General features: G+C 72.0%; 17 protein-coding genes. 12 read left to right on the top strand and 5 right to left on the bottom strand.

Features of this window, described 5'->3' with window-relative positions:
- Entirely contained in the window at window positions 1-1,488 is a 1,488-nt protein-coding gene (locus tag ABD907_RS04645) for an RNB domain-containing ribonuclease (RefSeq protein WP_345215294.1), read from the top strand.
- Window positions 1,485-2,660: an FAD-dependent oxidoreductase gene (locus ABD907_RS04640; RefSeq protein ID WP_345215293.1), complete on the top strand. Its 1,176-nt coding sequence runs from the start codon at window positions 1,485-1,487 to the stop codon at window positions 2,658-2,660. The genes ABD907_RS04645 and ABD907_RS04640 overlap by 4 nt, the downstream gene beginning before the upstream one ends.
- On the opposite strand, the gene ABD907_RS04635 is transcribed toward ABD907_RS04640, so the two are convergent.
- On the bottom strand, window positions 2,657-4,372 hold the full coding sequence (locus ABD907_RS04635; RefSeq protein WP_345215292.1) for a hypothetical protein: 1,716 nt from the start codon (window positions 4,370-4,372) through the stop codon (window positions 2,657-2,659). The genes ABD907_RS04640 and ABD907_RS04635 overlap by 4 nt on opposite strands.
- On the bottom strand, window positions 4,357-5,130 hold the full coding sequence (locus tag ABD907_RS04630; protein ID WP_345215291.1) for an ABC transporter ATP-binding protein: 774 nt from the start codon (window positions 5,128-5,130) through the stop codon (window positions 4,357-4,359). The genes ABD907_RS04635 and ABD907_RS04630 overlap by 16 nt, the downstream gene beginning before the upstream one ends.
- Before the next feature lie 108 nt (window positions 5,131-5,238).
- On the opposite strand from ABD907_RS04630, the gene ABD907_RS04625 reads away from it, so the two are divergent.
- Genes ABD907_RS04625 through purM form a run of 4 tightly spaced genes read left to right on the top strand, consistent with a single transcriptional unit; the run spans window position 5,239 to window position 9,838 of the window.
- Entirely contained in the window at window positions 5,239-6,504 is a 1,266-nt protein-coding gene (locus ABD907_RS04625; protein ID WP_345215290.1) for a sensor histidine kinase, read from the top strand.
- The gene (locus ABD907_RS04620; protein ID WP_345215289.1) at window positions 6,501-7,154 is read left to right on the top strand and encodes a response regulator; all 654 of its coding nucleotides are present in this window, start codon (window positions 6,501-6,503) and stop codon (window positions 7,152-7,154) included. Before ABD907_RS04625 ends, ABD907_RS04620 begins: the two co-directional genes overlap by 4 nt.
- Window positions 7,155-7,187: 33 nt before the next feature.
- Complete coding sequence (gene purF, locus ABD907_RS04615) at window positions 7,188-8,678, top strand: amidophosphoribosyltransferase (RefSeq protein WP_345215288.1); 1,491 nt, start codon at window positions 7,188-7,190, stop codon at window positions 8,676-8,678.
- A gap of 38 nt (window positions 8,679-8,716) precedes the next feature.
- Window positions 8,717-9,838: a phosphoribosylformylglycinamidine cyclo-ligase gene (purM, locus tag ABD907_RS04610; RefSeq protein WP_345215287.1), complete on the top strand. Its 1,122-nt coding sequence runs from the start codon at window positions 8,717-8,719 to the stop codon at window positions 9,836-9,838.
- A gap of 5 nt (window positions 9,839-9,843) precedes the next feature.
- Here purM and ABD907_RS04605 read toward each other — a convergent pair whose 3' ends face one another.
- From ABD907_RS04605 to ABD907_RS04595, 3 genes are all read right to left on the bottom strand, one after another.
- Window positions 9,844-10,062 (bottom strand): DUF3073 domain-containing protein, encoded by a 219-nt coding sequence (locus tag ABD907_RS04605; protein ID WP_345215286.1) that lies wholly within the window; start codon window positions 10,060-10,062, stop codon window positions 9,844-9,846.
- A 153-nt stretch (window positions 10,063-10,215) separates the two neighbouring features.
- Window positions 10,216-10,533, bottom strand: coding sequence for a DUF3618 domain-containing protein (locus tag ABD907_RS04600; RefSeq protein WP_345215285.1), 318 nt, complete (start codon window positions 10,531-10,533; stop codon window positions 10,216-10,218).
- Window positions 10,530-10,973, bottom strand: coding sequence for a phage holin family protein (locus tag ABD907_RS04595; protein ID WP_345215284.1), 444 nt, complete (start codon window positions 10,971-10,973; stop codon window positions 10,530-10,532). The genes ABD907_RS04600 and ABD907_RS04595 overlap by 4 nt, the downstream gene beginning before the upstream one ends.
- Window positions 10,974-11,287: 314 nt before the next feature.
- Between ABD907_RS04595 and ABD907_RS04590 the strand changes: the two genes are divergently transcribed.
- From ABD907_RS04590 to ABD907_RS04565, 6 genes are all read left to right on the top strand, one after another.
- Window positions 11,288-14,005 carry an ExeM/NucH family extracellular endonuclease gene (locus ABD907_RS04590; RefSeq protein WP_345215283.1) on the top strand — a complete coding sequence of 906 codons (2,718 nt, stop codon included), beginning with the start codon at window positions 11,288-11,290 and terminating at the stop codon, window positions 14,003-14,005.
- A gap of 188 nt (window positions 14,006-14,193) precedes the next feature.
- Window positions 14,194-14,760 carry an alternate-type signal peptide domain-containing protein gene (locus ABD907_RS04585; protein ID WP_345215282.1) on the top strand — a complete coding sequence of 189 codons (567 nt, stop codon included), beginning with the start codon at window positions 14,194-14,196 and terminating at the stop codon, window positions 14,758-14,760.
- Between the two features lie 13 nt (window positions 14,761-14,773).
- A complete protein-coding gene (locus ABD907_RS04580; protein ID WP_345215281.1) occupies window positions 14,774-15,382 on the top strand; it encodes a signal peptidase I in 609 nt (202 codons plus the stop codon).
- Entirely contained in the window at window positions 15,379-16,047 is a 669-nt protein-coding gene (locus tag ABD907_RS04575) for a hypothetical protein (protein WP_345215280.1), read from the top strand. Before ABD907_RS04580 ends, ABD907_RS04575 begins: the two co-directional genes overlap by 4 nt.
- Window positions 16,044-16,676 carry a hypothetical protein gene (locus tag ABD907_RS04570; RefSeq protein WP_345215279.1) on the top strand — a complete coding sequence of 211 codons (633 nt, stop codon included), beginning with the start codon at window positions 16,044-16,046 and terminating at the stop codon, window positions 16,674-16,676. The genes ABD907_RS04575 and ABD907_RS04570 overlap by 4 nt, the downstream gene beginning before the upstream one ends.
- Window positions 16,673-17,632: a signal peptidase I gene (locus ABD907_RS04565; RefSeq protein ID WP_345215278.1), complete on the top strand. Its 960-nt coding sequence runs from the start codon at window positions 16,673-16,675 to the stop codon at window positions 17,630-17,632. The genes ABD907_RS04570 and ABD907_RS04565 overlap by 4 nt, the downstream gene beginning before the upstream one ends.
- Window positions 17,633-17,793 lie beyond the last annotated feature (161 nt).

The following is a 17,793-nucleotide window of genomic DNA, read 5'->3' as shown; positions in this document are numbered from 1 at the left end:
GTGCCCGCCCGCCACCTCGCACTGCACGTCGCTGCCCCGGAGCGGGTGGCGGTGGCGCTCGAGCGGCTCCGCGCGGAGCTGGAGATCGACCCGGGCTTTCCTCCGGAGGTGACTGCCGAGGCGGAGGCCGCGGCGGATGCGCCCCCGAGCCCGGTCCCCGAGCTGGACGCCACCGACGTCCCCTTCGTCACGATCGACCCGTCGGGCTCGCACGACCTGGACCAGGCGCTGCACATCCAGCCCGACGGCGAGGGCTACCTCGTCCGGTACGCCATCGCCTCGCTCGCGACGTTCGTCACCCCCGGCGGGGCCCTGGATCGGGAGGTCCACGAGCGTGGCGTGACCGTGTACGGGCCGGCCGGAGCGTTCCCTCTCCACCCGCCGGCCCTCAGCGCCGGTGCCGCCAGCCTGCTGCCCGACCAGGACCGCCCCGCGTACCTGTGGCAGCTCCGCCTGGACAGGGCCGGCCAGCTGGTGCGGGCCCGCGTCGAGCACGCCATGGTCCGCTCCCGCGCGCAGCTGACCTACGAGCAGGTCCAGGCGGCCCACGACGACGGCGGCGCCCTGCCCGTCGGAGTGCCCGAGCACATGCCGATGCTGCTGCGCACGGTCGGTGAGCTGCGGCAGAAGATCGAGCGTGCCCGCGGCGGTGTCTCCCTCGACATCCCTGAGCAGCGCGTCGAGGAGAACGACCACGGGTTCACCCTCACGCACCGGGCGACCCTCCCGGCCGAGGGCTGGAACGCCCAGATCTCGCTGCTCACCGGAATGGCCGCCGCCGAGATGATGCTTGAGGCCGGGGTCGGCGTGCTGCGCACCCTGCCTCCTGCCGACCCGCGTGATGTCGCCAGGCTCCGCCGCACCGCGAAGGCGCTGGGCATCGACTGGCCCGAGGAGACCACGTACAGCGAGCTGCTCCGAACGCTCGATTCCGCCGTCCCGTCGCACGCGGCCTTCCTCGACGAGGCGACGCTGCTCTTTCGCGGCGCCGGCTACCTCGCTCTCGGCGTCGGCGAGCGGAGCGACGCCGGTGAGCAGGAGCCGAACACCCGGCACGCCGCCATCGCCGCGCACTACGCGCACGTCACCGCACCGCTGCGCCGCCTCGTGGACCGCTACGCCCTCGAGGTCTGCCGGGCGCACTGCGCGGGCACCGAGGTCCCGGCCTGGGTCCTCGACGCCCTGCCGGGGCTGCCCCGCACCATGGCGAGGACGACCAGGCGCGCCAACGCCTTCGAGCGCGGCGCCGTGGACGCCCTCGAGGCGCTGGTCCTCGAGCGGCACGTCGGCGAGGTCTTCGACGGCGTCATCCTGGAGACGGACGACGGCGAGCGCGACGGGGTGCAGCGCGGCACCGTCGCCGTCGGGTCGGCTGCCGTCCAAGGCCGGGTGGAGGGTGAGAACCTGCCGGTCGGCGAGCGTGTGCGCGTCAAGCTCGTCTCCGTCGACGTGCCCGAGCGGCGCACCCTGTTCGAGGTGGTCCCATGAGGGGCAGCGCGATCGTCGTCGGAGCCGGCATCAGCGGCCTCACCACGGCGGTGGCGCTGCGCCGGTGCGGCTGGGACGTGCGCGTCCTCGAGCGTACGCCCGAGCCACGCACCACCGGCGCCGGCATCGTCCTGCTCGCCAACGCGCTGCGCGCGCTCGACGCCGCCGGGGTGGGGGAGGCCGTACGCGCCCTCGGTTCCCCGGCGCACCCAGCGGCGATGCGCGACACGCGGGGCCGGCACCTCGTCGAGGCCGATCCCGAGCAGATGGCGTCCCGGCTCGGCGACGTCGCGCTGGTCCTGCACCGTGCGGAGTTGCAGGCCGCGCTGCTCGACGGCCTCGGACGCGCCGTGGAGTACGCCACCCCGGTCTGCGCCGTCGAGACCGGAACGGACGACCGCACCGCCGCCGTGGTCCGCGACGACGGCACCCGGACGGAGGCGGATCTCGTGGTCGCCGCCGACGGTGCCTGGAGCCGGCTACGCCCCGCCGTCGTCCCGGACGCCCCGGCGCCGCGCTACGTCGGGTCCACCACCTGGCTCGCGGTCACCGAGAACCCAGGCGTCACCCGGATGACGCAGACGTGGGGCCCGGTCGGCGAGTTCGGCGTGCTCCCGATGGCGGACGAGCGGCTGTACTGGTACGCGACGTCGGTGGGACCGCCCGGACGGGGCACCGACGATCCCGCGGACAATCTCGCGGCCGCCCGCCGAGCCTTCCGCGGCTGGCACGAACCGATCCCGGCCGTGCTGGCGACGACGACGCCGGACCAGATCCAGCGCTTCGACCTCCATGCGCTGCCCGAGCCCTTGCCGACTCTCGTGCGGGATCGTGTCGCCCTCGTCGGGGACGCCGCCCATGCCATGCCGCCGAACGTCGGCCAGGGCGGCTGCCAGGCGATCGAGGACGGTGTGGTTCTCGCCGCCGCGGTCACCGACTCAGCGTCCGTCATCGAGGGGCTGAGCGCCTACGACGCCGCCCGGCAGCCCCGGACAGCCGGGGTGCTGCGCGCGGCCTGGGCCGTCGCGCGGATCGGCGAACAGCTCCGCGATCCGCTGCTGGTGGCCGTACGCAACGCCGCGCTCAGGAGAGTTCCGAGCCGCCTCATGCTCGACGGCATGGCTAGGTTCTCCGGCTGGACGCCGCCCGAGCTGGCCCGGCCCACCAGCTAGGACGACGTCGGCTCGGTCACTTCCTCGATGACCTTCCGCTTGCCCTCGGCAGCCTTGCGGGCGTCGTGCGCGGCCTTCTCGGTCTGCCGCTCGAACGCGCCGAGCAGCCCGCCGCCGGCGGACGCGCCCGCAACCCGCAGCGTCGGGAAGCGCAGGCGGGCGAACGTCTCGGGCAACCGCGCGGTGAGCCGGCGGGTTGCGATCCCGCCCAGGGCCCACGCGACCACTCCTCCGTGGAGCAGAGCGAGCAGCAGCAGTACCGGCCGCGCCCACCAGGCGTCCGCGCCCCAGCCGCCGAAGAGGTGGAGGGCCAGGGGCAGGAGCGTCGGCACGGCCATGGTCATCGTCAACCACATCGCGACCTGGATCGCCAGGCTGTTCTCGCCCGCGTCAGTGGGGTTGGCGCGTCGCGCGGGGTCCACACCAGGAGTCACCGCCAGCACGGACAGCAGCGCGGACATGCCGCTGCCGACTCCGAGCACCACGACGATCGCGGTCAGCACGAGCACTGCCATGTCCCACGAGCCCGTGAGGGCGGTGATGGCCCCGCAGAGCGCGATGGCGGGCAGTCCGATCGAGGCGACGATCCCCACCTGGCGGCCGCGGACATCCGCCCGGATCGCCTCGGGGGACTGCGCGACCACCAGCTGCCACAGCGCGGTGCCATCCTGCCCGTAGAGGTTCGCCCCGCTCGCCGCCACCATCAGGCAGACCGCGACAGCGGCCCACGCCGCCCAGTCGCCCGCTCCGGCGATCGTCAGGAATATCGCCATGAAGATCCCGAACCAGATGGACGAGCGAACCTCGAGGCTGCGCCAGGGGTCGCGCCACCAGGTCCGCAGCTCCTTCCCGACGACGGCCCCGAGCGGCGTGGCAGGCAGGATGGGTCGACGCGGCGCGACCCGGACCGTCGGCGGTCGCAGCCGGCGCCTGCTGGCCCGTCCGTCGACGTCCGGGGTGAGGAGATGGACGGCGGCGACGACGGCGGCCGCCGCGAACAGCGCGAGGAGAGCGAGCAGTCCCAGGGCACCCGGGGCGTCGCCCGCGGCGGCGGCGTCCACGGAACCGATGGCCCAGCCGGCCGGTGTCCGGTCGAGCACCGCGGCGGGGGCGCCGCCGAGCCCGCCGGAGAGGAACACCGGCACGACGGTGACCACGGGAGCGACGACGAGCCAGCCGGCGAACATGCACGCAATCAGAGCCCCGTACTGGATGGCGGCCAGCTCGACCCCGAGCCGCGACTTCATCGCCGCGCCCAGCAGCGCGTAGACGGCGCGGGACAGCCCGACCGTCGCCACCGTGAACAACACCGTCGCGACCACGGCCACGAGGACGGCCCACCAGGCGGCACTGATCACGCCGTACGCCACGACGGCCGACAGGCCGAGCACCGTGATGGCGCCGCCGACCCCGACGAAGACGGTGGCGAGCAGGCCGAGTCCCACCCGCCGGCCGTCGAGCGGCAGCAGGGTGAAGTACTCCGGCCTCAGCACGCTGGCACCCGACGTGAGGATGGGCCCGACGAGCCAGCCCACGAACCACATCGTCAGCGCCACGACCGCGACGTCGTGCCGGGCCGCCGGCTCGGAGGCGATGACCGCCGCCCAGGTCAGGACGACGCCGACGACCCCGAATGTCAGTCCCAGGAACCGCTTCCACGGCAGCGTGTGTGACTGGATCGCGAACCGCAGACGAATCAGGAGCCCAACCACGCCAGCTCCTCCTCCGCGATGGTCCGCTCGCCGACGAGCCGGACGAAGACATCCTCCAGGGTGTCCTCGCCGCGCACCTCGGCCAGCGGGCCGTCGGCGACCACCTGGCCCCGGGCGATGATCGCGACCCGGTCACAGAGGTCCTGCACGAGCGACATGACGTGGGAGGAGATGACGATCGACCCGCCGGCCGCGACGAACCGGCGCAGGATCGCGCGCAGCACCCGCGCCGACACCGGGTCCACCGCCTCGAACGGCTCGTCGAGCACGAGCACCTTCGGCGCGTGCAGGAGAGCGGTCGCGAGCCCGACCTTCTTCCGCATGCCCGTGGAGTACTCGATGACCCGGACGCCCTTGGCCTCCGCCTCGTCGAGCTCGAGGATGCGGAGCAGCTCGCCGGTCCGGGAGGCGATGACGTCCGGGGTCATCCCTCTCAGCAGGCCCCAGTACCGCAAGAGCTCACCGGCGGTGAGCCGCTCCGGCAGCGCCAGTCCGTCGGGAAGGACACCGAGCAGCGATTTCGCGCGGGTGGGGCCGGCCCAGACGTCGATGCCGTGGACGCGCGCGGTGCCCGAGTCGGGCCGGAGCAGGCCGACGGCCATCGACAGGGAGGTGGTCTTCCCGGCGCCGTTGGGGCCGACCAGGCCGGTGAGTGACCCGACCGGCACCGACACGGACACGGCATCGGCCGCGAGGGTCCCCGAGAAGTCCTTCGTCAGCGCGTCGAGCTCGAAGGCGGCTGGAGCTGTCTCACCCATGCGTCCCAGGCTCGCGGGTGCGGGCCACCCGCCACCACGGCCGATCGGCCAGGATCCTGACCGATCGGCCAGGTCTCGGAAGACTTAAGGAGCCCTACTCTCGTCCACATGGCGACGGACCGTCCGCTGGACGCGTGGATGCTCCCGGGCGAGCTGGCGCGTGCCGCCGACCCGTCGGTCGTCAACGGGTCGCCGGGCCGCCGCACCGGGCGGGACTGGGCGGTGGACGTCGCGTTCTTCCTCCTCGCCGTGGCGGTCTGGCTGGGCGAGCGGTACAGCTTCCTCGCGGAGGTGCCACTGCCCCGCTGGCTCTTTCTGGCAGACCTCTCCGCCGGCGCGCTGCTCTGCCTCGCGCTGTGGTGGAGGCGCCGGTTCCCGGTCGCCCTCGGCGTCGTGGCCGTCGCCGTCGCGGCGTTCTCGAACACGGCGACCGGCGCGGTGCTGGTGGCGTTCTTCAACCTGGCCGTGCACCGCGGCTGGCGCTGGTCGGTGCCCATGGTGCCCGCCGCGCTGCTGCTCGGTGCGCCGTACGTGTGGGAGTACTTCCCCGGGTATCTCGGATTGCCGCTCGTGTGGATGCTCCTCATCGGTGCGACGCTCTCGCTCTCCGTGGCCGCGGGGCTGGCTGTGCGTGCGCGGCGCCAGGTGGTGCTCGCCCTGCGCGAGCAGACCGACGCCGTCCGCCGAGAGTCCGAGCTGCGGCTCGAGAAGGCCCGGGAGGCCGAGCGTGACGGGCTGGCCCGCGAGATGCACGACGTCCTCGCCCACCGGATCTCGCTCCTGGCTGTCCACGCGGGCGCGCTGGAGTTCCGGGCCGAGCAGAGCGCCGCCGGGAAGGCCGACCCGCCGACGCCGGAGGAGCTCCAGGAGTCCGCCGGTGTCGTCCGCCGCAACGCCCACGTCGCCCTCGAGGAGCTCCGCGGCGTGCTACATGTCCTGCGGGCGGCGGAACCGGACCACGAACCCACCGCACCACCGCAGCCGGGCCTCGACCAGGTCGCGGACCTGGTCGAGGAGGTCACCGCGAGCGGGCAGCGCGTCGAGCTGACCCTCGACGTCGCCGGGATCCCGGACGCCGTCGGCCGGACGGTTTACCGGGTGGTCCAGGAGGGCATGACCAACGCGCGCAAGCACGCGCCGGGAGCGGGCGTCAGGGTGAGCGTCAGGACCGACGAAGGGTGCGTCGTCGTCGCGGTCACCAACCCCGTACCGGTCGGGGTCACGGAGGGCGAGCTCGCCGGTGCCCGCGTGGGTCTGCACGGCCTTGCGGAACGGGTCCGGATCCATCGCGACGGCGCCCGCACCGGGACGCTCGAGCACGGACTGCGGGACGGCGTGTTCCGCCTGGAGGCCCGGATACCGTGGGTGCCGTGATCCGTGTCCTCCTGGCCGACGACGACCCGCTCGTGCGCTCCGGCCTGCGGCTCATGCTCGCCGCCGGTGATCTCGAGGTCGTCGGCGAGGTCGGGGACGGCTCGCAGGTTGCCGACGCGGTCGCCAGGCTCGCGCCCGACGTCGTCCTGATGGACATCCGGATGCCGCTGCTCGACGGCATCGCGGCAACCCGCTCCCTGCGCTCGCCCGGGCTGGCCGTCCTCGTGCTGACCACCTTCGGGCACGACCGAGCCGTGCTGGAGGCGCTCCGCGCGGGGGCCGCGGGCTACCTGCTGAAGGACACCCCACCCACGGAGATCGTCGCGGCGATCCGCAAGGTCGCCGACGGCGAACCCGTCCTGTCGCCTGCCGTGACACGCAGCCTGATCGCCCGCGCGACGGCGCCGGACGAACCCGGCACCCGCTCCAGGGACGCACTGGAGGCCCTGGAGGCACTGACCGCGCGCGAGCGGGACGTCGCCCTCGCTGTCGCGGAAGGGTTGTCCAACGGTGAGATCGCCGAGCGGCTGCACCTGTCGACGTCCAGCGTGAAGGCCCATCTCTCGAGCGCGCTGACCCGCCTCGGTCTGGACAACAGGGTCCAGCTGGCGATCCTCGCCCACTCGGCCCGGTGTGACCAACCGCGCTGACGCCCCTTCCCAGGTCTGTGGGACCATGGGCCCGTGGCACGCGGAGACGGACGGCTCAACCACGACCTGCTCCCGGGCGAGAGAACGGCGCAGGACGAGTGCGGCGTGTTCGGCGTCTGGGCGCCGGGCGAAGAGGTCGCTCGGCTGACCTACTTCGGCATCTACGCCCTGCAGCACCGGGGCCAGGAGTCGGCGGGGATCGCCACCTCCAACGGTGAGCAGATCCTCGTCTACAAGGACATGGGCCTGGTGTCCCAGGTCTTCGACGACCGGGCGCTGGAGTCCCTCCAGGGCTATATCGCGGTCGGGCACACCCGATACTCGACCACCGGCGCGTCCGAGTGGGAGAACGCCCAGCCGACCCTGGGGCCGACGGCCTCGGGCACCGTGGCGCTGGGCCACAACGGCAACCTCACCAACACGCACGAGCTCATCGAGATCGTCAAGGAGCGCTCCGGAAAGGATCTCTCCGGCGAGATGGGCAAGGGCTCCTCGACCGACACCTCCGTGATCACCGCCCTGCTGGGCACCACCGGCGAGCCGGGCGAGAGGCTCGAGGACATCGCCATGTCCGTCCTGCCGCTGCTGGACGGCGCGTTCTCGCTGAGTTTCATGGACGAGGAGACCCTCTACGCGGCCCGCGACCGGCACGGCGTGCGCCCCCTCGTCCTCGGCCGCCTGCACAGCGGCTGGGCCGTGGCGTCGGAGACCGCGGCCCTGGACATCGTCGGCGCCTCCGTCGTGCGCGAGGTCGAGCCCGGCGAGCTGATCATCATCGACTCCGACGGTCTACGCTCGCGCCGGTTCGCCGAGGCCACCCCGCACGGCTGCGTCTTCGAGTACGTCTACCTGGCGCGGCCGGACACCAAGATCGCCGGCGTACCGGTCAACTCTGCCCGCACCGAGATGGGGCGAGTCCTCGCCCGGGAGAACCCCGTCGACGCCGACCTCGTCATCCCGACCCCGGAGTCCGGCACTCCCGCCGCCATCGGATATGCCCAGGAGTCGGGCCTGCCGTTCGCGCAAGGCCTGGTGAAGAACTCCTACGTCGGGCGTACCTTCATCCAGCCGACCGACACCATCCGCCAGCTCGGGATCCGGCTCAAGCTCAACCCGCTCCGCGAGGTCATCGAGGGGCAGCGGCTGGTCGTCGTCGACGACTCCATCGTGCGCGGCAACACCCAGCGAGCCCTCGTACGCATGCTGCGTGAGGCCGGCGCCGCAGAGGTGCACGTGCGCATCTCCTCCCCACCGGTGAAGTGGCCCTGCTTCTACGGGATCGACTTCGCCACCCGTGCCGAGCTCATCGCCAACGGGATGAGCATCGAAGAGATCCGCGCCAACATCGGCGCCGACTCGCTGGGCTACATCTCCGTCGACGGCATGGTGGCCGCCACGACGCTGCCGAGCGAGCGGCTGTGCACCGCCTGCTTCACGGGCAACTACCCGATCCCGATCGGCGAGGGTGCCACGGTCTCCGACCGGTCCAGCGAGAACCTGCCGACGCCGGAACCGGTCGTCTGACCGGCATCTTGCGCCATCCCGTCCGCCGAAGGAGCCCCGTGAGCGAGCCAGACGCGCCCGAGATCACCTATGCCGCCGCCGGCGTCGACACCGAGGCGGGTGACAAGGCGGTCGAGCTGATGAAGGAGGCTGTCCGCGGCACCCACACCCCCGCAGTCGTCGGCGGAGTCGGAGGGTTCGCCGGGCTGGTGGACGTCAGCGCACTCGCCGCCTACCGGCGGCCGCTGCTCGCGACGTCCACCGACGGCGTCGGTACCAAGGTCGCCGTCGCGCAGGCCATGGACATCCACGACACCATCGGCCACGACCTCGTCGGCATGGTCGTCGACGACATCGTGGTGGTCGGGGCCCGGCCACTGCTGATGACCGACTACATCGCCACCGGCAAGGTCGTTCCGGAGCGGGTCGCGGACATCGTGCGTGGCATCGCCGAGGCGTGCGCCCTCGTCGGCACCCCGTTGCTCGGGGGGGAGACCGCCGAGCATCCGGGCCTGCTCGAGCCGCACGAGTACGACGTCGCCGGTGCGGCCACCGGCGTGGTCGAGGCTGACGCGGTGCTCGGCGCCGAGCGTGTGCGTCCGGGTGACGTGCTCGTGGCGATGGCCTCGTCCGGCCTGCACTCCAACGGCTACTCCCTGGTGCGCCGGGTCCTCGAGGTGGCCGGCTGGCCGCTGGAGCGTCACGTTGAAGAGCTCGGCCGCACCGTGGGGCAGGAGCTGCTCGAGCCGACCCGCCTCTACACGCCGGCCTGCCTCGCCCTCGTCGACGACCTCGAGCTGGAGGTCCACGCGTTCACGCACGTCACGGGCGGCGGGCTCGCGGCGAATCTCGCCCGGGTCCTGCCGGCCGGTCTCGTGGCCGACGTCGACCGGACCAGCTGGGTGGTGCCGCCGATCTTCGAGCTGGTACGCACGCTCGGCAACGTGCCGTGGCGCGACCTCGAGGGCACCCTGAACCTCGGCGTCGGCATGGTCGCCGTCGTGCCTGCCGAGCAGGCCGGTGCCGCACTGGCTACGGTGGCGGCGCAGGGCATCGACGCGTGGATCCTCGGCGAGGTCACCGACGACGACGGCACGCCCGGTCACGACCGGGATCTCGTACGCGGTACGAAGGGCGTCGACGGCGGAGCCGTCCGGCTGGTCGGTACGTACCGCACCTGACTGGACTAGCGACTCGAGCGGACGTCGTCCCAGGTTGCCGGAGGGATCTCTTCGGCCGGAGGGATCTCGTCAGCCGGAGGGATGTCGTCGTAGTCCTCACCGTCCGCGTCACCGGAACGCGACGTGAGTTCTCGCTCAAGAGCCCGGTAGTCGGTCTCAGGGCTGAAGTACTTCAGCTTGCGAGCGACCTTCGTCTGCTTGGCCTTCTGACGGCCGCGCCCCATGGCGTCGACCCCCTCCAATAGAACCGGGGCAGGCACCCAGCGGTGCGGCCCCGTTATGTGGTCATCTGTGTCGTGTAACCACCGTACATGGTGCAGGTGGCACTCATCCATTCCGTAGGCGCTGACCTGCGGTGTTCCCGCACGTCAGAGCGGTCAGCGGCGCCGGAGCGAGACAGCAATCACAACTCCGACGGCTGCGACGCCTACGACGACGATCCCGATGCTTTTCGGGTCACCGGAGGTGACATCCTCCTTGAAGCTCTTGGCGCGCTCGCTCGCCAGCCCGACAAGGTCCCGGAGCTGCGACTTCGCCGCCTCCACCTGCATGCGGGGATCCAGGCGGTCGCTGAGCTCGTCGACCGCGTTGGTGAGCTCGAGTCTCGACTTGGCGAGCTGAGCCTCTATCTCAGGAATCGTGCGCTTGGGCGGCTGTGGTGCGCCCGGGCCGTTGTCCGTGCTCTGGCGGCTCACTGCTGCATCCCCTTCTTCACGGCCTCGACGTCCTCCTTGAAGCCCTCCTGGGGTGCCGGGACGTACTTCTTCGAGGCGTCGAACTTCTTCTTGCCGAGCAACGCCAGCACCAGGATGACGATCAGCAGGACGGCCGCGACGATCAGCGCGGCGAGCCAGCCCGGCAGGACCGTCGCGAGGCCGAGGATGGCGGCGGCGAGGAGGACGTTGACGAGGTAGAGGCCGACGACGCCGGCCGCGGCCAGGAAACCGGTGCCGATGCCGAGGTTCTTGCCCTTCTCCGTCGCCTGCGCGATCGCCAGCTGGATCTCGCTGCGGACGACCGTCGAGACCTTCTCCGAGAGGGTGGCGACGAGCTCACCCACGGTCCGTTCGCGCGCGGGTCGCGCCGATTGCGGCGCCGCCTCGGGCCTCGTCGGCCTCTGCGTTGGCGTTGTCACACGATCGCCTCCTCGCGGCGCCGTGGCGCCGGTCCTTCCTGCACGTCTTCCTGCACATCCTCTGGTGGTGCTACCACCAGCACCAACGGTGGCGGAACGGGACCAATGATGGCGTTATCCCCCCCGGTCGTGCACCTTCAGACCCAAGAGTGCCACGTCCTGCGTGCGGGCGCTCCGAAGGCGACGGGTCGACCTTTCGTGGTCGATCTGGTGAACGACCCGTGAACCGGGAACCGCAACGGTTCCGAACGTCGGTGGCTGCTGTGATGATGTGACCGCCCCGAACCAGCGCACACACCCAGGAGGACGTGGTCGTGAGCCATCCCCGTACCCGTACCAGGACGACGGGGGTGGCGGCAGCGGCCGCCGGCGCCGTCGCGCTCGCCTCCCTCGGCGGAGTGGTCCCCGCGCTCGCCGCGACCGGCGGCGCGGACGCCACCGGTCCCGCGGTGATCAGCGAGATCCACTACGACAACGACGGGGCCGACACCGGTGAGGCCGTGGAGGTCCAGGCGCCCGCCGGGACGGATCTGACCGGCTGGTCGCTGGTCTTCTACAACGGCAACGGTGGCGCGCCGTACGACAGCGCCGATCTCGGCCAGGTCCCCGACGCGGGTGTCCTCGTCCGGGAGGTCGCCGGCATCCAGAACGGCTCGCCCGACGGCGTCGCACTGGTGGACGACGCCGGAACGGTCGTCGAGCTCCTGTCCTACGAGGGCACGTTCGCCGCCGTCGGCGGTCCTGCGGACGGCGTGACGAGCACCGACATCGGCGTCGCCGAGGCCTCCAGCACACCGGCCGGGCAGTCCCTGCAGCGCATCGACGGCTCCTGGAAAGGCCCTGCCGCCAGCTCGTTCGGCACCGTGAACTCCGAGGAGCCGACCGATCCGCCGACGGACCCGCCCACCGACCCGCCGGCCGACACCTGCGGCGACCCGAGCGCGGCCGTCGCCCTGATCTCGGACATCCAGGGCGCGGGCGAGACCTACGACGAGACGTGCGCGGGCGAACAGACCGTCGAAGCCGTCGTCACGGCCGTCAAGCCGGGACTGAGCGGCTTCTATCTGCAGGAGGAGGCGACCGACGGCGACGGTGACGCTGCGACGTCGGAAGGCCTCTTCGTCTACGGCACCACCGACGGCGTGACCGAAGGCCAGCTCGTGCGTGCCACCGGGACGGTGGGGGAGTACTCCACCAGCGGCTCCGCGCAGACCCAGCTCACGGACGCCGCCGTCGAGGTGCTCGGCGAGCCCGGGGCGGTCGACGGCGCGCCGATCGAGCCGACGCCCGTGACCTTCCCGCTGGCGCACCCCGGTGCCCTGGAGACGGTCGAGGGCATGGTCGTCGAGCTGACCGACACGTTGGTCATCAGCGAGTACTTCAACTACGACAGGTTCGGCGAGGTCGTGCTCGGCAAGCCGCTGGAGGGCCGGAACCGGCTGCACACGCCGACCGCCGTCGTCGAGCCGGGCGCCGAGGCGCAGGCTCTGCAGGCGGAGTACGAACGGCGCGTCATCACGCTCGACGACTCCTCGAGCACGCAGAACCCGGCGACGCTCCCGCACCCCGGCACCGGCGAGCCGTTCACGGCGACCCACACGTTCCGCGGCGGCGACACCGTCACCGGAGTGCAGGGCGTCGTCGACCACACGCACGGCGTGTACCGCGTGCAGCCCACTGCCTACGGCGAGTACTCCGCCGCCAACCCGCGCCCGACGACGGCACCGGACGTCGGTGGCTCCGTGCAGGTGGCCAGCTACAACGTCCTCAACTACTTCCTGACGCTCGACGACGGCGACCCTGTCTGCGGCGCGGACCAGAGCATGGACTGCCGTGGCGCGAACAGCCCCGGGGAGCTTCAGCGTCAGCGGCAGACGACGCTGACCGCGCTGCAGGAGCTCGATGCGCACGTGGTCGGTCTCATGGAGATCGAGAACACGCCCGGCGTCGAGCCGGCCGCCGACCTCGCCGCCGGTCTGAACGACCGCCTCGGCGAGGGCACCTACGAGGCGATCGAAACCGGCGTCGTCGGGACGGACGCGATCCGGGTCGGGTTCCTCTACCAGCCGGGCGTCGTGGAGCCGGTCGGTGACGTCGCCGTGCTGGACTCGAGCGACGACCCCCGGTTCGACGACACCAAGAACCGGCCGATGCTGAGCCAGACCTTCCGCGAGACCGCGACGGGCGAGATCTTCACGGTGTCCGTCAACCACCTGAAGTCGAAGGGGTCGGCCTGCGACGACGGCTCGACCCCGGAGGACGGGCAAGGCAACTGCAACGTGACTCGCACCCAGGCCGCGGAGGCCATCGTGGACTACCTGGCGGCCGACCCGACCGGGAGCGGCGACCCGGACCACCTCGTCATCGGGGACCTGAACTCCTACGACCACGAGGACCCGATCGACGCACTCGTCGCCGACGGGTACACGGACCTGGTGAAGCGGGCCGGGGGCGAGTACGCCTACGGGTACGTGTACGACGGCATGGTCGGGTACCTCGACCACGCGCTCGCGAACGAGACGATGGCCGGGCAGGTGACGGGCACGTCCGAGTGGCACATCAACGCCGACGAGCCCGACGTGCTCGACTACAACCTCGACTACGACCGTCCCGCGGATCTGTGGTCAGCTGACGCGTACCGCTCGTCCGACCACGACCCGGTGCTCGTGGGCCTGGACCTTGCCGGCCAGGACACCACCGCGCCGACCGTCTCGGTGCAGCTCAGCCATGACGAGCTGGGGCCGCCTAACCACAAGTACGTGGACGTGACCGCCGACGTCTCGGCGTCCGACGACTCGGGCGACGTGGGCTATGAGCTGCTGTCGGTGACGTCCGACGAGGCCGACAACGGCAGGGGCGACGGCAACACCACCGACGATGTTGTGGTCGTGGACGAGACGACCTACCGGCTCCGGGCCGAGCGCTCGGGAAAGGGCGACGGGCGGACCTACACGGTCACGTTCCGGGCGGTCGACGGCGCCGGCAATGAGACCACCACGACGGCCGAGGTGCTCGTTCCGCTGGAGCGCTGATCTCTCGCACTCCCGGGGCAGGGACGTCGCAGGCCCGGGGACGTCCCGCCCCGGGTCTGCACGAATTTTCCCCGCCGAAGAGCTCATGGCGCAGCCCCGGCTGTGATCCAATTCACTCGAGCGGGACGCTTCGTCCGAAATGGCGGTCCGCCGAACGTCGGCAAACATGACAAGAAGCAGGGGGGACGATGAACAAGACCGCCAAGGGTGCTCTCGCCGCGGGGGCAGCCGTGCTGCTCCTGACAGGTGGCGCCACGACACTGGCCTATTGGAGCGACACCGGGACCGCCGCGGGGGGCGACGTCACCACCGGCAGCCTTGCGCTCAGCGAAGGGACCTGCGACGCGGGCTGGGTCTACGCGACCGGCTCCGACGCCGGGACGGCCGTGACCACCATCGTCCCGGGTGACGCCATCACCAAGGACTGCACCTTCACAGTCTCGGCCACCGGTGATCACCTGTCCGCCGAGGTGTCGGTGCCGGACACCCTCACCTATACGGCGACGCCCGACGCCGCGTCGCTCGAGCTCACGGTGGACGGGACCTACGACATCGGCGGGACCGCGATCGCCGACGGCGGCGTCGTGACCGAGGCCAACGATGGCCAGACGCTCACCGCCTCGTTCGTCGTGACCTTCCCGTTCGGCGACGCGGCCGCGATCAACCTCAATGACACGCAGGATCTCACCGCCACGCTGGACCAGCTCGAGGTGACGCTCACCCAGACCCAGGACACGGCGAACCCGGAAGTCTGACCCGGACGAGCAGGTGGGTTCTCACGCAGCGGTGCTGGGTCGCGCCCGGAGCGCCGACCCGGCCGACGAGTCGCGTCCTGGTGTCGCGGCACTGGGCTGGGCCGGCCGGGTGCTCGCCTGGGTCGTCATCCTCGGTGCGGTCGCGATCCTGGCCGCGGCGGTCGTCGTGCCGCGCGCGGCCGGTGCGACGCCGTACACGGTCACGACCGGCTCGATGGAACCGGCGCTCCCGCCGGGGACGCTGGTCGTGGTCCGTCCGGTGCCGCACGACCAGATCGGGGTGGGCGATGTGATCACGTACCAGCTCGAGTCGGGCGAACCCGCGGTCGCCACCCACCGCGTCGTCGCGGTCGGGACCGACATGACCGGCGCGTACCGCTACACCACCAGGGGGGACGCGAACGATGCCGACGACCGGACCCCGGTTCGATCGGAGCAGATCCGAGGCCGGCTCTGGTACGCGGTGCCCTACCTCGGTCACGTCAGCACGGTCCTGACGGGGGAGCAACGGGTGGTCGGCCGTACCGTCGGCGCCGGGCTGCTGCTGGCGTACGCGGGGTACATGTTCGTCGGTGCGGTACGTGACCGCCGTCGTAGGAAGCCAGGAGAGGAGGGCTCATGAGAGCCGGCGTAGTGCTCGCGCTGATCATGGCGCTCCTGCTCGCCGCTCCCGCGAAGGCTCGGGCACAGGACGAGGTCGCGCTCAGCCCAGACGGGCAGACCTGGTTCGCAGACCTCGGGAGTCCGCTGTTCGACCCGGGCCTGCGCTGGGCCCCGGGCGACGTGCGCACCGCGGACCTGTGGGTGCGCAACGACGGAGCGGGAGCAGCCGCCATGTCGGTCTCCGCAGCCGTAGAGGACCTCGACGGCCTGGGCGCCGGCGGCGCGGTGTCCCTCCAGGTCCGTCGCGCGGGCGGCGACTGGGAAGACCTCCGGACACAGGATCCCAGAGAGCTGGGGATTGTGGTCGCCGGCGCCGATGAGAGGCTCGAGGTGCGAGCGTCGTTCGAGCCGGAGTCCGGCAACGCGTCGATGCGACGCAGCCTGCGGTTCGGCCTCGAGGTCACCCTCACCCAGGCCAACGAGACGGAGGACCCGGGCAGCCAGGAGGGGCCGGTTTCTGGTGACGGCGCTGGTCCCGACGACGGCGCTGGTCCGGACGAGGGAGCTGCCGGCCCACTGCCGGGCACCGGCAGCTCCGCCGCTGCGGGGCTGACGGTCCTAGCGATGCTCCTCCTGGGAGTCGGGGCCGGCCTGATGCGTCACGGCAGGAAGGGGGCGTCGTGATGGGGCGGGGCCGCCCGGCCGCCACGCCGCAGGGGCAGGCCACGGCGCAGCGGGGCGAGCGTCGTCGTCGGTCGGTCATGATCCGGCTGTCCCTCGCGTGCTGCCTGCTGATCGTCCCGGCGCTGGTCGGCACAATGGCCTCGTGGCGCGCGAGCGGCTCGGCGCAGGTCGGCGCGATCGAGATGGGGACGCTGGACCTGCAGGTCGACGGCGACCTCGCGGGGACGGGCGGGACGGCCACGCGGACCTGGTCGGCGACGAATCTCGTGCCGGGGCAGTACCAAGCGTTCGGCGCCGAGGTCCGGAACACCGGTGACGCCGCCTTCACCTACGGGCTTACCGTCGCGGCCGGCTCCACCTGGGGCTACGGCGACGGCGTCGTCGAGGTATCCGCCTTCTTGGGCGCCGCGCAGGCCGACGGCACCTGCACCGGGTCGTCGATCGGGTCCCCTCGGACGGTCCCGGCGAACGCCCCGATCTTCGCAGCTCGTCCGCTGCCGACCGCGGCCGGTGGGACGGCCGAGCCGCTGTGCGTGCGGGTCGGCCTGGTGCCCACCGCGCCGTCGAGCGCGCAGGGCAGTAGCGGCACTCTCACGCTGACCTTCACCGCGACGCAGGTGGCGCCATGACCATGCTGCGCCGCGTCGCCGACGCACTCCTCTGGGCCGGGGCGGTCCTGGGTGCGCTGAGCCTCCTGCTCGCTGCCCTGGCGTTCGCGCTCGACACCAAGCCCCTGCTGTTCCGCTCGGGCTCCATGGGCCCCGACATGCCCGCCGGAAGCATCGCGCTGGCCCGCACGGTCCCCGCGACGGACGTCGGCGTCGGGGACGTCGTCTCGATCGTCGACGGCGGGACGCGGATCACGCACCGCGTGGTCGAGACCGAGAGCACCGCGGACGGCGCCGAGCTGGTGCTGCAGGGCGACACCAATCCCGTGCCCGACCCGTCGTCCTACACCGTGCACGAGGTGGACCGCGTCGTCGCCACGCTGCCCGCCGCCGCCACCGTCGCCTCCTCCACCGCGGTGCGGGTCGGCCTCGTCGCGTTGGTCGGCGGCGCCGCGCTCGTGCTGCTGTGGCCCCGCGACCGCCGCGAGGTCCGCCGCGCCGTGGTGACCGTCGGTCTGGTGCTCGCCGTCGGGCTGACCGGGGCGTCGCTGAACCCGGCCGTGCCGACCGTGGCCCGGTGGAGCGACGACGGGCGCCTGACGACCGGAGCGTTCAGCTCCTACACGCTCCCCACGCCGCAGGCGACGACCTGCGACGTCGACACTGACCCGATCCTCCGCTATGTCGCCACCATCCAGTGGCAGGCGACCACCACGCCGTACCCGTTCACCTACACCGCGACGATCCGCGGTGGTCAGCCGCTTCCGGTCACCACGCCGAGCCCGGGTATCCGGCAAGTCCAGGTGAGCTCCGGGCTTCTCAGCGCGCTTTTCGGCGGAACTGCCTATATCGACATTCGCAGCCAGCTGCCAGGCACCAGCTGGCAGTCCCCGCAGCGGCGGAGCCGTGCCCTCGATGTCGCCCTGCTCGGGGCGGACTTGGACTGTGGACCGGACTCGACTTCGGCGGCCGCGTAATCTGTGAGTCCGTGTAGTACGCGCAAGGGCCCGCCGTCTCCGAGCCCGCCGGAGACACATCCGCGACCGGCCCACGTCGGCCGAGAGGTCGGAAGAGCCGAGCGGGGTGCCGCCCGAGGAACCGACCCGTGAGGAGCAGGTGGCCACGGCTACCGGGTCCG

Source organism: Georgenia halophila (assembly GCF_039541595.1).
Note: the sequence above shows the minus strand (reverse complement) of the source record. Positions and strands in the feature narration are given on the sequence as shown.